This is a genomic window from Bacillus cereus group sp. MYBK14-1 (genome assembly GCF_051916885.1).
GTDB classification, from domain to species: Bacteria; Bacillota; Bacilli; order Bacillales; family Bacillaceae_G; genus Bacillus_A; species Bacillus_A cereus.
The window spans coordinates 303,117-317,815 of the sequence record NZ_JBQAHM010000005.1; the positions used below are offsets into that span (position 1 = coordinate 303,117).

A 14,699-nucleotide genomic window follows, 5' to 3' on the forward strand; every position below is an offset into this window, starting at 1 on the left:
TTTTTATTTCAAGCGAATTACTAGACAAAATATATTTTTTTACTATTATTTCTCTAAATAAAAGTGATAAAACTAATTTTATTGTTACTTTTGTAAATACCTCTCCCTATTTTTTAACAATTCCTTAAACATTAATCCATGTTTTACACTGTATTCCTTAACAACATTTCGGTACAATACAAATACAACGATTTTAAATGAGGTGATGTTCATGGCAAAGCGCTATGAAAATATGGATAATGTTAGTACAAAAAAATCAATTCGCTCTTTTTTACGCTGGCGTAAAGAACGAAAGCAAAACAAAAAAGATTTTTCTTTCTTAGTAGAACAATCACCCGTTAAACAAAGTGCATTTTTGCAAAGTAATGTTGAAAAAACGACTATCACATGGATTGGGCATTCCACTTTTCTTATCCAAACGAATGGACTTAATATATTAACAGATCCAGTATGGGCTAATAAATTAAAGCTAGTTCCAAGACTTACAGAACCTGGACTCTCTATAGAAGCACTACCTAAAATTGATATTGTCCTTATTTCACATGGTCATTATGATCATTTAGATTTTTCAACTCTTCGTCAGTTGAATGATGATGTTCTATATCTTGTACCTATTGGATTAAAAAAATTATTTACTCGTAAGAAATTTAAACATGTAGAAGAGTATAAATGGTGGGAAAGTACGATAATTAACGAAGTTTCTTTTCACTTCGTACCCGCTCAGCACTGGACGAGAAGATTCTTATTTGATATGAATACGTCTCACTGGGGTGGATGGATTATTGATAATGAAACGACTATGGAAACCATATATTTTTGTGGTGACAGTGGCTATTTCCAAGGTTTCAAAGAAATTGGTGAACGCTTTTTAATTGATATTGCTCTTATGCCCGTTGGCGCTTATGAACCAGAATGGTTTATGAAAGTATCTCATGTTTCACCTGAAGAGGCCGTGCAAGCTTATTTAGATTTAAACGCTACGCATTTTATACCAATGCATTACGGAGCTTTTGCACTCGCCGATGAAACACCTCGTGAAGCAATAACTAGACTTCGAAATAATTGGAATTTGCGCATGTTACCGTGGGAACAACTGCATGTACTCTTTTTAGGTCAAACTTTTATTTATAGTAACGCAACAAATAATAAGCAAATAAACGAAAAAATTGAAACTTTACATGTGTAACGTAATGACTGATTTTCTATATCCAACATATAATATAGAAAATCCTATAGTGAAACTTTAATTAGTGGGTTTTCTTCATCCCCACTGATTATTTGCCTTCACCAATCAAGCTTTTACGGGCAGCCCGCTACCTAACCTCTTTGCTCCAGCTAAATTTGAGGTAGAGAGTTTTACTGTCCACAAATAGCGGGATAAAGGGTGTTTTCTATGAATGAATATTTACAGACTCGCTATATCATTAGCGGTAGTGCCTGTGTAGCTCTTCTTATTTCTTACTTTCTATTTACATAAAAAAGCTACTTGAAATATATTTTCAAGTAGCTTTTTTATTACTCTGCTAAATACATAAATCCGATTGCGCCCGGACCTGTATGAGTACTAATAATAGGCGTTGTATAGAAAATTTCTGATTGAGCAAATCCACTTACTTTTTCAACCGCCGCTTTCATACTTTCAGCTAAAGGAATTGCTTTTGCATGCGGAATTGCAACAGCTTTTACGACTTTTCCAGCCGTATCTTGCTCAAATAACTTAGCTAATGTTTTTACAATTTGGCCTTGGCTACGAACTTTCGTTACAGGATTATAAACACCGTCTTCAAGACTAGCAATTGGCTTTATATTAAGTAGAGAACCGATAAACGCTTTTCCTTTACCGATACGTCCACCCTTCACTAAGTTTTCTAATGTATCCACTACTACATATAAACGAGTATTCTTTCTTACTTCATCTACACGTTTTAAAATTTCTTCTAGTGAGCGTCCGTCATTTGCCATTTTTGCAGCTTCAATTACTTGATATGCTAAAGCATGTGTAATAAATTGAGAATCAACAACTGTTACTTTTGTATCAGTCATTGATGCAGCGCTATTTGCAGTTGCTACAGTACCGCTCATTCCACTTGTCATATGGATAGAAAGGACTTCGCTTCCATCTTCCCCTAGCTTGTCATACATTTCTACAAATGTACCCATAGCTGGTTGTGATGTTTTTGGTAATTCCTCTGATTTAATCATTTCTTCAATAAATTCGTCAGGTTGTAAATCAACGCGATCTAAATATGTTTGTCCATTTACAGAGATTGATAATGGTAAAACATGAATGTCATACTTTTCGATTACGTCTTGTGATAAATCTGCCGTTGAATCTGTTACAATTTTAATTTTTTGCATACTATACTTCTTCCCTTTCCAATACGCTCTCCTTGTTATTATACTAGTATTCCCATTGCTTTCAACAATTTGGAACGAAATTTCATCAAATTAATTATATTTTCATATCTAAAATGAAAAAGACAGAGTTTACTAACCCTGTCCGTACTTCGTATCATGCATTTTTTTCAAGGGTATTTGTTTTATATACATTTAAATAATCATTCCACTTCAAACAATTTTGTAAATATTCACGGAAAGAATACGAAAATCTTGGGTGTTTTTGTTTTTGAATTTTTGCAATAAATAATTGAAGACGAGACTGAATTAGAAACGATAATGGATGCTGTGCCTGTAGGACAGGGATTTCGAATATTTTAATGCAATCCCCTGTTGAATGAGTGAAATAAAAACTTTTCGTAATCACAATATCAATCCTCTTTTTCATTGGATTTTTGAACTTCCTCTACTTTGCGCTGTAACACGTTGTTTAAAGTGGAGTAAAATCAGACTTATATGATTTCTGTAGTCCTTATGGCTAGAAGATTTATACTCTATTCATCTCCACCTAATTCACCTTCCCGTCCTAAATATCTCTGAGACGGGAATCTCATTATCCATCAATTGTTTAATACATTTAGTATAAGCTTATAAAAGCGCAAAGTTTGTCTAAATTTTGGAGATTCTATAATTTTTTTCTTCTATATATTGTATACGTTTATAGCTATAGTATAACAAATAAATAAAAAAGTGCCTTTATAACGAGGCACTTTTCGACTGCATTTCTTCTCTTTTCTTTTTCCTCTTACTAACAACCTTTGATAACGCAATACTTACTTCATAAATACAAATAAGCGGCACTGCAACTAAACTATGAGATAAAAAGTCTGGCGGTGATATACAAGATGCAATGATAATTAATGCTACGTAAGCATACCTTCTTATTTTTATTAAAAATTCCGCCGTAAGTATTCCAATACTAGTTAAAAACATTACAACGACTGGCAATTCAAAAATCACAGCAAATGGAACTGTTAAATTAAGTACAAAATGAAAATACTTTTCTGTCGTAAACATCGTATTAAACATTTCATTACCTATCGTAGTTAAAAAGTGAAATAGAAACGGCATTACAATGAAATATCCAAAACATAAACCTGCGAGAAATAATATAGACAATACCGGTATATACATTATTGTCATCTTTTGTTCATTTGGATGTAAACCCGGTTTTACAAATAACCAAATTTGTATAGCAGCAAAAGGAATTGTACAAACGATAGCAAATACTGTAGCAATCGAGAAAAAAATCCACAATACATCACTTGGACCGAGAACAGTTAATTTCATTGGTAAATCTTTTACAAGCCAAAAATAAATATCCTTTGTAAAAGTAAATCCAATAATTAAAAATAGTACAAAGGATAACACCGTATATATTACTCTTTTTCGAAGCTCAACAATATGTTCTACTACGCTCATTTCCCGATCTTCCATCTCGTTCACCACACTTTATTTATCCATTACAAGGAAAATACACTACATTTTTTCTTTCTTTTCCTTTTCTTGAAATGCGTCATCTGTCAATTCTTTCGTTGATTTTTTAAACTCTTTTAACGTTTCCCCTAAAGCCTTCCCGATTTCCGGCAATTTTTTAGGTCCAAATAAAATGAGTACTGCTACTAAAATTAAAATTAACCCTGGAAAGCCAATATTTGAAAACATTTCCCCATCCCCTTTATTAGTAGTTTCCTTGTCCTACTATTACATAATTTTATTTTGTCAAAAAAGTTTGAAAACGTCAACAAATCCATTGTCTTTTGTCAAAAAAATTCAAAAATATAATCAATTATACAAATTTCATTTTCTATTGCTCTTGTGTATGATATGGTAAGGGAAATGACATATTATTTTATGATAGTAGAAAGGATTTGCATTATGACTGAAAAAATGACACGAATGACCCAATTTGTAAAAGAAGAAATTGCAAATGCAATTACACATGGTATCGGTGCCATTTTAAGCATCCCTGCCTTAATCATATTGATTATTCATGCTTCTAAGCACGGTACCGCATCAGCCGTAGTTGCATTTACTGTTTATGGTGTAAGTATGTTCTTACTGTACTTGTTTTCAACATTGCTACATAGCATTCATCATCCTAAAGTAGAAAAAATATTTACTATTTTAGATCATTCAGCCATTTACTTATTGATTGCTGGCACGTATACTCCTTTTCTACTTATTACACTTCGTGGCCCATTAGGATGGACGTTGCTTGCTATAATATGGACACTAGCAATCGGAGGTATCGTCTTCAAAATTTTCTTTGTACGTCGCTTTATTAAGGCATCAACGCTATGTTATATCATAATGGGATGGCTCATAATCGTTGCTATTAAACCACTTTATGAAAATCTAACTGGACATGGTTTTTCACTACTTTTAGCAGGTGGCATTTTATATTCTGTCGGAGCTATATTCTTCCTTTGGGAAAAGCTACCTTTCAACCATGCCATATGGCACCTGTTCGTTTTAGGTGGTAGTGCGATGATGTTCTTCTGTGTACTCTTTTATGTCTTACCTACAGCATAATAAAAAGGATTCAGCTTACGATAAGCTGAATCCTTTTTTATTACTTATGTAATTGTGATGCAATAACTTCCTGTGTATGCTTCGTTAATTCTTTAATATCCATATTCGCATAATCTTCAGGTGTAATCGGCTTAGAAATTGTTACTGTTGCATGAGCTGGCTTCATACGATTTCCATTCGCTTCAAACATCTTATATGTACCATCTAACGTTACAGGTAAAATTGCTACACCTGACTTTACTGCAAGATGAAAACTACCAGCCTTAAACTCTCCAACTTCGCCACCCTTACTTCTCGTTCCTTCAGGGAAAATTACGATAGAATGTCCATTCTTTAATAGTTCAATTCCATCTTTAATCGCTTGAAGAGATTGACGACGATCGCTACGATCCATAAATACACAATTCATCAGTTCCATCCAAGTTGGTACAACTGGGAACTTTTTAATCTCTGCTTTTGAAACGAATCCAATTGGTTTATTTAAGTAACCTAGTAAAACAGGGATATCCATATTACTTTGGTGATTACTTACAACTAGCACTGGCTTGTCTTTCGGAACATTTTCAAGTCCTTTCACTTCTACTGCCCCTCCAGCTACACGTACCATTTTCTTACCAAACCAATTTGTCGTTTTATACACAGCATTGTCTTTTTCTTTTGGCGCCATCGTATTTACTTGTCTTTTAAGACGCCACATTCTCGGTGTAATCGCAATTACGATTAAAATTAAATAAAAGATTTTAAAAAACGTTTGAATCATACAGAACCCCCACCTATTATCATTCCGACCTTCATTATACTAGACAAACGAAGGAAAAAGAAGAAAAAAAGTCCAAACAGCAAGTGTTCGGACTTTTTAAGCATTCTATATTAGAAACGTTTTGCTAATTCACGAGCATTAGCAATTGCTGCTTCTTTAATTTCTTGTGCTTTTTCAGGGTTTGCATTCATGCCTTCAACTGCAATATATTCAGTATCATTCACACCGACAAATCCTAATACAGTCTTTAAGTGATTACGACCGAAGTCTACAGCTGCGTATGCTCCTTCAGAATATACGCCACCTGTTGCTTGAATGTGAAGTGCTTTTTTACCTTCTAATAAGCCGACTGGACCATTTTCAGTATATTTGAATGTTTTACCTGCGATTGCTACGTTATCTAAGTATGCTTTTACTACTGGTGGATAGCTAAAGTTCCACATTGGAGTTACGAATACATAACGATCTGCATTCATAAATGTTTCTAAGTTTGTGTTCATTGCTGCTACTTTTTGTTGTTGAACTTCAGTTAAAGCTTCAAAGCCTTCACCTGCTGCAAATTTACCCCAAGCAGCAAATACATCTGCATCAATTGCTGGTACTGTAGTGTTGAATAAATCAATTGTTACAACTTCGTCTTGTGGATGTTCGTTTTTATAAGCTTCGATGAAAGCTTCCCCTACTGCCATTCCGAAAGAACCTTCTGCTGAATTTGGATTTGCTGTAATAAATAGTACTTTTGTCATTGTATTCTCTCCCTTTTTTCTCTTTATCTTTAATTCAAGATTTGTTTTTTAAAAGTTAATAACTTACCTTATGTAAGTATAATATAAAAAGTTTTAATCAATGTCAATAAAAAATAGCTACTTTTTTTTCGTAAGTTAATGATTTACTTTGTTTCCTTAAAATTTAGTATACAGATATTACAAACTCTTTCATATAAAAAGGCTACCTCTACAACCTATAGAGATAGCCTTCTATTACATATTATTTTTGAAATACATGTTTTACTTTTTCAGCTGGAATATTACTTCCGCCTCTACCTTTTACATCTTCAATCATCATTGTAATGACCATATCTGGCGAATTTAAATCAAATGCAGCGAACCAACCTAGTTCTTTTCCTTCGGCCTCTTTTGATACTTTTAATTCCGCTGTACCTGTTTTTCCAGCAAGAGTCATACCATCAATTTTAGCAATTTTCCCTGTACCATCTGGATCATTAATTACTTTCGTCATTGCAGTTTTTAATATATCCTGATTTCCTTTAGAAATTACATTTTCTTTCCAAGCTTTTGGTTGTTTATCTGTTTTAATAATATACGGTGACGGAATCGTTCCATCATTTACAATTGGCGCATACGTTAAAGCTAAATGAAGAGGAGTCATTAATACTTGTCCTTGTCCATATCCTGTATCTGCCATTTGAATATCATTTTTAATGCCGTCATTTGCAATTTTAGAAGCAGGGAATCCATATTCAATTGGTAGTTTCTCATCGAATCCGAATTTTTTCGCTTCACTCATAAACTTGTCTTTTCCGATTTTCAAAGCTTCTTGTGCGAAGTAAATATTATCTGAGTATTTCATCGCCTTATCAAAATCAATCGGATTTGCATCTTTCACACGCGTTACATAGTAATTACCCCAAGAAGAATCTTTTGTCCATTTTAATCCTTCAATTTTCAACTCTTCTTTTGGATCAATCGTTTTCGTTTCAAGACCAATTGCAGCTGTAATAGGTTTAAATACAGAACCTGGTACCGACAATTGTGTAAAGCGATTTGTCATTGGTTTTTTCGGATCATTATTCCAAGCTTCGCGTTGTGCCTTCGATGTCCCTCGTGCAATTATATTAGGATCATATGCTGGACTACTTACTAGTGCAATTGTTTCTCCACTTTTCGGATTAATTGCTGCACTTGAACCAGCTTCGCCCTTCATTTCATTATACGTTTTTTCTTGAACAACACTATCAATAGTTAAAGTTACATTTTCTCCATCAACAGCATCTGTTTTTGCCAAGTTTTTAATTTCTTTTCCTTGCGCATCTTCTACAAAGACACGGCCACCTTTTTTACCGCGTAGCTTTTCCTCTAATACTTGCTCTAAACCAGCTTTCCCAACTGGGTCATCAGCTTGATAGCCTTTCTTTTGTAGCGTTTTTAAATCTTCAGCATTTACCTTTCCAATATAACCAGTCAGATGAGCTGCCGCTTCCCCTAACGGATATGTACGAACATTTACAGGTTTTGTTGAAACACCTGGTAAATCAATGTACGTATTTTGTGTTGCCCCTTCAGGCAAAATTCCAATTGGTACGAGATACCCTGGTTTTACCCATTTAGCAGCTAATTTTTGATCAATTTCTTCTACAGACATATTTAATAACTTCGCTACTGTTTCTTTCGTTTGCGGAGCAGTATCGCCTAACTTTTCAGGAATCAATCCGATTTCAGAAGCTTTCCCATTCGTTGCAAGACCTTTTCCATTACGATCGTATATTTCACCACGTTTTGGCTGTGTTGTCTGCATACGCACTTTACTATCTTTCGTCATGCCAGGGAAAATAAAATCAGGAGTCCAATCTATTTTCCAAGATTCTTTATCTCCATCTTTTTCTTTCACCATTTTTGCTTCATGACCAAATGTGATTTTACCACCAACTGTATCCATGCTTACTTTAAAAGGAACAGGACCTTCATCTTTTTTATCTTCTTTTACTTCCCCTGTTTCTACCTTTAAGTCTTTCACTTCGATACCAGAATAAATTTTTTCATATTTCTCAGTAAACTCTTTCTTTGAAATATCTTTTTTTGCATTTTTTGATAGTTGATCATACATATCTGCAAATTTTTGTTTATTCCACGCTTTTACATATGTATCAAACGCTTCTTGTGGTTTTTCTTCTTTACCACATCCAACTAACATGAATGTTAAGCAAAGAAAAAGAATCCCCCATATCTTTCTCAATCGATTCTCCTCCTCTTTCTATATTAGTACTTTTGAAAATTTTAGCATTTTTACATGCTACCTATCATTATAGCACTATCGAATCTCATCTATAAACTTATATTGGTGAATACAAATAAAAAGATTGATGTGAATTCTCACATCAATCTTTTTTATTATTGTTGCTTCTCATATACATGGTAATAATACGTATACGGGTTTTTTTCATCCGTTAAACCTTTTTCTACAAAAATCTCTTTCCAATTTGTCATATCCATTTCTGGGAAGAATGTATCTCCTTCAAATGCATAATGGATTTTTGTTATATATAACTTGTCTACATAAGGTAAAAAGAGATCGTAAATTTGCGCTCCGCCAAAAATAAAAATCTCTTCTTCATTTTTACATAGTTCAAATACTTCTTCTACAGAATGAACAACTTCACAGCCTTCAACATGATACCCTTCATTACGAGTTACAATAATATTACGTCTTCCAGGCAGTGGTCTACCAATCGCTTCATAGTTCTTTCTTCCCATAATAAGCGGGTGGCCCATCGTTGTTTTCTTCACGTATTGTAATTCACTCGGTAAACGCCAAGGTAAATTATTATCTTTACCAATTACTCTATTTTCGTCCATCGCGACCATAAATGAAACAATCATTTTTTCATCTCCTCTACAATTATACTGCAACCGGTGCTTTAATTGCTGGATGCGGATCGTATCCTTCAATCGTTAAATCTTCCATTTCAAAATCAAACACAGATTTCACATCTGGATTTAATGTAAGTTTCGGGAATGGACGTGGTTCACGTGCCAATTGCTTTTCTACTTGTTCAAAATGATTTGTATAAATGTGTGCATCTCCAATTGTATGAACAAATTCTCCTACTTCAAGACCACATTCATGTGCAATTAAATGTGTTAGTAGTGAATAACTTGCGATGTTAAATGGAATTCCAAGGAATATGTCACCACTTCTTTGATATAGCTGACAAGAAAGTTTTCCGTCCGCTACATAAAATTGGAATAATGTATGACAAGGCGGTAATGCCATACTCGGTACGTCTTCAGGATTCCAAGCAGAAACGATTAAACGACGTGAGTCTGGTGTTTTTTTAATCATTTCAATTACATCTTTTAATTGATCAAGTGTCTCACCAGCTGTCGTTTTCCAAGCACGCCATTGTTTACCGTAAACGTCTCCTAAATAACCATATTTATTTGAGAACTCATCATCTTCTAAAACGTTCTTTTTAAACAATTCCATTTGCTCGTCGTACTGTACTTTAAATTCTTCATCTTGTTGTGAGCGAAGACCAAAATCAGTCATGTCAGGACCAGTATACTCATCACTTTCTACCCAGCTCTTAAACGCCCATTCATTCCAAATGTTATTATTATGCTGCAATAAATAGCGAATATTTGTATCACCTTTCATAAACCAAAGCAGTTCACTTGCTACAAGGCGAAACGGTACTCTCTTTGTTGTTAATAAAGGAAAACCTTTACTTAGATCAAAACGCATTTGATATCCAAATACAGATACAGTGCCTGTCCCTGTACGGTCTTCTTTCTTCGTACCATGTTCCATTACATGGCGGCATAAATTTAAGTATTCATTTTCAGCATGTTTCATATGTAGGAAAACCTTCTTTCAATCGTATATGCAATTTATCATAACATGAAAAATGATAAATTTAATAATCCTAATTAATAAAATTTCTTGCGCTAATTCTTACAAAATTATTAACTTTCCAAATATAAAAAGGTTTTCATTTTCTATTACCGAAAGTATAGTGCGGTAGAACAAAATTTATATTTGGAGGTTAGAAGTATGTCTAAAATTGAAACGCCTGTTATGACTTCTTTACAAACAACGGCTGAAAAAATGATGAAGGATTTAAATGTTCCTGGTGCTGCTGTCGCTGTTATAAAAGACGGTGAAGTTATTATTTCAGAAGGTTTCGGCTATCGTAATATAGAAACAAAAGAGGCTGTTACACCGAATACTCGATTCGCAATCGGTTCCTCAACGAAAGCATTTGGCACACTTTCATTAAGCTTGTTAGCACAGCAAAAAAAGTTTAATTGGGATACCCCTATCCAGTCCTATATACCTAACTTTACTTTATCTGAACTACTTGCTAGCTCACAAGTTACAGGACGGGATTTAGCTTCTCATCGAACTGGAGTGAGTCGTCATGAGGCTCTTTGGTACAGTTCTGCCTTATCTCGAAAAGATCTCGTTGAAAAAATAAAACATTTACCACTTGATGCACCGTTCCGAACTGCATTTCTATATAACAACTTAATGTATGCAACAATTAGCTACATTGTTGAAAACATTACAAATCAAACGTGGGAGCAATACACTACAGAACATATTTTAGAACCTTTAAATATGAGACATACAAACTTCTCTGTTAACGATTCACAAACTACAGATGATTACGCTTTACCTTACATTGAAAATGACGGTGAAATAAAAGCAGTTCCATTCCGTAACATCGATACAGTTGGCGCTGCTGGGTGTATTAATTCCACAATTGAAGATATGGCAAATTGGGTACTTCTCCACTTAAATGAAGGAAAATTTGGAGATCATGAATTAATCTCCTCTGAATTATTACAACAAATGTATACACCACACAATTCAATTCCAGACCAACCGGTTTTATCACTCCCTGAATCTCCATTAAATAGTTACGGTCTTGGTTGGTTTATTAGCGCTTATCGTGGTAAAAAAATGATTCATCATGGCGGTAATATCGATGGATTTTCAGCGCTTGTTTCATTCATACCAACAGAAAACATAGGCCTTGTCATTTTAACGAATGCTGGAGGAACATTACTTCCTACTTATCTCGCTAATCAAATTTATGACGAACTACTTGAATTAGAATCCATTGATTGGCATAAACGTGCTGTAGAAGATACTAAAAAAATGAAGGAAATGATGAAAGAAGCAACTGAATCCCTCCCTGAACAAATTAAAGGGACTACACCTTCGCACAAGTTAGAGGATTATACTGGTACTTTTGAACATCCTGCATACGGAACATTACAAGTATACAAACGAGATGATTCGTTATATGTACAATTTATGGAAATGGATATTCAATTAGGGCATCATCATTACGACATCTTCTCTGCAAAAGTTGACTTATTCCAAATGAAAATGAGCTTATTATTCGCTTATGAAATGAATGTAAGTGGTGAATTCCCATCCCTTCAGTTACATGTACCAGCTACATTAAGTACTCAGCCGCTTACATTTAAGAAAATTAAATAAGTATTTTGATGGTAAAAAATAAAGGTAGGTGCGAATCACACCTACCTTTTCTATTTCATATCAATCTTATCTGGTTGAAACCAAATTGGCTTCGATAACTCAAAGTTATTATGATCCTCTAAAACTATAGTAAGGCGCTCTAACATATCATCTAACATATGCGGCGCTGCTCGTAATGTCCAGACAACTGAGGAGAAAACTGTCATACCAACGTACACCGTGTATAATTTCCAGAATTCCTCTGGTATTTTTCTATTAAAGTATCCTTCTATTTGTCCGATTGAATACGGAATACTAATGTCCCTTGCAAACAGTGCAATTTTCACAAAATCATGAAGTGGGTCGCCCCAGTCGTAGCCATTAAAATCAACAACACCTACATATTTTCCATCCCGTACAATTATATTTTCTAAATAAAAATCATCGTGTTGAAATCGATTTGGGCGGTTCTTTAAAGATATTTCATTTTCTTCAATAAACTTTATGATTTTATCATCATTTTTTATGTTTATTCCACATGTTTTATATGCCTCTAAATATTTACTATGTTTTTTTATTGCTCTTTCATACCATGGAAGTATATTATTAGGAGCTTCATATGTATGCATTTTTGCTAAATCTTTCCCTGCCTCTATACCAATATCATATTGTTCTTTTGGTGAATACGTAGGCAATAACTTCTTCGCATCTTCCCCTTCTAAATACGAAAAGATGCCATAGCATAAACCTTCTTCTGCCAACAAACCTATTTCAATTGGTTTTTGTGCTTGCACACTACGATTTTGCATTTCATTTAAAATTTGAAACTCTATTTTCTTTCTTTCATACTCTTTTATATCGCCTGTCTGCAATAAATATTTATCATTATTCGCACTCGTAATTATATATTTCTTATCAGGTGAAAAACCTTTAGAAATTTCTTTAATATCCAATGCATTTTTTACTATTTGTATATTGTTTTGCCATGCTGTAATTATCTTCATATCTATTCCCCTTACATTTCTGCATTTGGTGTATAGGCAACTTCTACAATAAATCCATTCGGATCGTAAAAATCAATCGTATAGTAACCTTCCGAATAATGATTCATTTCAATTGGACCACGTATTACCTTCACTTTCGTACTAGAAAGAAAATCTGCTACTTCCTCAACTACTTCTCTATGAATAGCTTGATAACAAATATGTCTAGGCCCTAACGTCCTTACAATTTCCTCATCTATTTCTTTAAAGTATATTTCACTTTCTCCTGTGCTATATGCTATTTCATTTAACTTTCTCCACCCAATTATGGAAAACAACTTATTATAAAAAGAAATGGATTCCTCTAAATTTGCTACCCAAAATTCAATATGATGAATGCCTGCTCGCAGTGTATTCATATTAAGAATACGCTCCTTGTACTACTTGCACAATTTCCATCGGCTTATGAACCATGTAATCTGGTGCATCTTTTTTCACTGTTTCAATAACATCATATCCCCAAGATACCCAAATTACGTTCACTCCAGCCTTTTTACACGCTGCTACGTCTCGCTGTTCATCACCGACATATAACATATCTTTCTCTGTTATTTTTTTTGATTTCAAAAATCTTTTTATCATTTTATCTTTACCAAACAAATTTTTAGAACAATACACTTCTTGAATATTTTCGATACCATTCTTGTGTAAAAACGCCCGAATATGCTCTTCTGAGTTCGATGATATGACTGCAATTCCGTAGCCTTTTTTATGTAGTTCATCTAATACTTCTTTCATCCCATGGAACAAAACGAGATTTTTTATAGCAGGCTGATATAATTTATAAAATTCCAACGCTAATATCGGTAGTTTATACAGTGGTACATTAAGTTGTTTACATCTCTCTGGCATCGTTAATTTACGTAAATGTTCAATTTCGTCTTCCTTTACTGCTTTATACCCATGTTTTTCAGCAAGTTGATTATAAATCGGTACAAATATATTTTGTGAATCTACTAATGTGCCATCAAAGTCAAAAACAATATATTTTTGCATTCCCATACTCCCTTTGCTTCTTTTTTCTAAACCTATGTTATTCAACAACATAGTTGTCTGTCCCTTCTATAAAAATAAAAAAGAACAAGATTTTCTCTTGTTCTTTTTAAGACAACCATTTCGGTGGTACATTCGTATTCCAATAAATATTTCCTAACTCATGATGTCCAGAGTATCCATCATCAAAACGGTGGTAATGGAAATTAAAATAATAACCATCTTGCGGTGGATGATCTCTTCTTACATGGAAACGCAATAAATCATTTCCAGATTTCGTATCGTAGACGTGAAAAATCTTCTCATTATTTCCACCAGCTGGTTTTTGAGAAATCGCTAATGATTGTAGTGAATCTTCTGGTACATCACTAGCAAGCTCAGCAATTGCCTCTTCAATTTTCGGTAATATTACATCTTTAAACTCATCTTCAATTACTGGACCAATTTTAGTACCAAACTTTTGCATCGACTGCTTCTCTGCTTCTTGCATTGCATAAGTAATAAAAGTATCGGTGGTTAACCTGTCATTCGTTTCTTCATATGTATAGGACGTGCTCTCCAAACTTTGTTGCCCAGCTGTGCTCGTAGGCTTGTCCGCAGCTTTGGCATTATCAAGTAATATGGAAGGAGGCGTCACTAAACCAAATGTAAACACGGTAATTAATGCGACTAAGGTTTTTCTAAACCAATTTGGCATTTATGTTCCCTCCCCTTTCACTCATTATTTTTTATATAACGGTGGT

The 14,699-nt window shown here is 34.0% G+C and carries 16 protein-coding genes; 3 read left to right on the forward strand and 13 right to left on the reverse strand.

The window, feature by feature from the left end:
• Window positions 1-211: 211 nt before the first annotated feature.
• Window positions 212-1,186 carry an MBL fold metallo-hydrolase gene (locus ACTFR3_RS16430; RefSeq protein ID WP_440044594.1) on the forward strand — a complete coding sequence of 325 codons (975 nt, stop codon included), beginning with the start codon at window positions 212-214 and terminating at the stop codon, window positions 1,184-1,186.
• Between the two features lie 329 nt (window positions 1,187-1,515).
• Here the strand turns inward: ACTFR3_RS16430 and ACTFR3_RS16435 are convergent, their stop codons facing one another.
• The 4 genes from ACTFR3_RS16435 to ACTFR3_RS16450 form a co-directional block, all read right to left on the reverse strand.
• Window positions 1,516-2,358: a DegV family protein gene (locus ACTFR3_RS16435; RefSeq protein ID WP_001169470.1), complete on the reverse strand. Its 843-nt coding sequence runs from the start codon at window positions 2,356-2,358 to the stop codon at window positions 1,516-1,518.
• 154 nt (window positions 2,359-2,512) lie between these two features.
• Window positions 2,513-2,764, reverse strand: a complete 252-nt coding sequence (locus ACTFR3_RS16440; RefSeq protein ID WP_000629012.1) for a DUF2535 family protein — start codon at window positions 2,762-2,764, stop codon at window positions 2,513-2,515.
• A gap of 329 nt (window positions 2,765-3,093) precedes the next feature.
• Window positions 3,094-3,834: a twin-arginine translocase subunit TatC gene (tatC, locus tag ACTFR3_RS16445; RefSeq protein WP_000390120.1), complete on the reverse strand. Its 741-nt coding sequence runs from the start codon at window positions 3,832-3,834 to the stop codon at window positions 3,094-3,096.
• A 42-nt stretch (window positions 3,835-3,876) separates the two neighbouring features.
• Window positions 3,877-4,062, reverse strand: a complete 186-nt coding sequence (locus tag ACTFR3_RS16450) for a twin-arginine translocase TatA/TatE family subunit (protein ID WP_000492443.1) — start codon at window positions 4,060-4,062, stop codon at window positions 3,877-3,879.
• A 213-nt stretch (window positions 4,063-4,275) separates the two neighbouring features.
• On the opposite strand from ACTFR3_RS16450, the gene trhA reads away from it, so the two are divergent.
• A complete protein-coding gene (gene trhA, locus ACTFR3_RS16455) occupies window positions 4,276-4,932 on the forward strand; it encodes a PAQR family membrane homeostasis protein TrhA (protein WP_000136889.1) in 657 nt (218 codons plus the stop codon).
• Window positions 4,933-4,972: 40 nt separating this feature from the next.
• Here the strand turns inward: trhA and ACTFR3_RS16460 are convergent, their stop codons facing one another.
• From ACTFR3_RS16460 to ACTFR3_RS16480, 5 genes are all read right to left on the reverse strand, one after another.
• Window positions 4,973-5,692 carry a lysophospholipid acyltransferase family protein gene (locus ACTFR3_RS16460; RefSeq protein WP_000616577.1) on the reverse strand — a complete coding sequence of 240 codons (720 nt, stop codon included), beginning with the start codon at window positions 5,690-5,692 and terminating at the stop codon, window positions 4,973-4,975.
• Between the two features lie 110 nt (window positions 5,693-5,802).
• A complete protein-coding gene (locus ACTFR3_RS16465) occupies window positions 5,803-6,438 on the reverse strand; it encodes an FMN-dependent NADH-azoreductase (protein WP_000170025.1) in 636 nt (211 codons plus the stop codon).
• Between the two features lie 241 nt (window positions 6,439-6,679).
• On the reverse strand, window positions 6,680-8,665 hold the full coding sequence (gene pbpC, locus ACTFR3_RS16470; protein WP_016117734.1) for a penicillin-binding protein 3: 1,986 nt from the start codon (window positions 8,663-8,665) through the stop codon (window positions 6,680-6,682).
• Between the two features lie 155 nt (window positions 8,666-8,820).
• Complete coding sequence (locus ACTFR3_RS16475; RefSeq protein ID WP_000637207.1) at window positions 8,821-9,309, reverse strand: dihydrofolate reductase; 489 nt, start codon at window positions 9,307-9,309, stop codon at window positions 8,821-8,823.
• Window positions 9,310-9,328: 19 nt separating this feature from the next.
• Entirely contained in the window at window positions 9,329-10,285 is a 957-nt protein-coding gene (locus ACTFR3_RS16480; RefSeq protein ID WP_000679609.1) for a thymidylate synthase, read from the reverse strand.
• Between the two features lie 198 nt (window positions 10,286-10,483).
• Between ACTFR3_RS16480 and ACTFR3_RS16485 the strand changes: the two genes are divergently transcribed.
• The gene (locus tag ACTFR3_RS16485; protein ID WP_440044595.1) at window positions 10,484-11,941 is read left to right on the forward strand and encodes a serine hydrolase; all 1,458 of its coding nucleotides are present in this window, start codon (window positions 10,484-10,486) and stop codon (window positions 11,939-11,941) included.
• A gap of 50 nt (window positions 11,942-11,991) precedes the next feature.
• Here the strand turns inward: ACTFR3_RS16485 and ACTFR3_RS16490 are convergent, their stop codons facing one another.
• The 4 genes from ACTFR3_RS16490 to ACTFR3_RS16505 form a co-directional block, all read right to left on the reverse strand.
• Window positions 11,992-12,924, reverse strand: coding sequence for an aminoglycoside phosphotransferase family protein (locus tag ACTFR3_RS16490; protein ID WP_440044597.1), 933 nt, complete (start codon window positions 12,922-12,924; stop codon window positions 11,992-11,994).
• Between the two features lie 11 nt (window positions 12,925-12,935).
• Entirely contained in the window at window positions 12,936-13,322 is a 387-nt protein-coding gene (locus ACTFR3_RS16495; protein WP_234574438.1) for a VOC family protein, read from the reverse strand.
• Between the two features lies 1 nt (window position 13,323).
• Window positions 13,324-13,959, reverse strand: coding sequence for an HAD family hydrolase (locus ACTFR3_RS16500; protein WP_025687389.1), 636 nt, complete (start codon window positions 13,957-13,959; stop codon window positions 13,324-13,326).
• Window positions 13,960-14,065: 106 nt separating this feature from the next.
• Complete coding sequence (locus ACTFR3_RS16505; RefSeq protein ID WP_001134421.1) at window positions 14,066-14,653, reverse strand: YpjP family protein; 588 nt, start codon at window positions 14,651-14,653, stop codon at window positions 14,066-14,068.
• Window positions 14,654-14,699 lie beyond the last annotated feature (46 nt).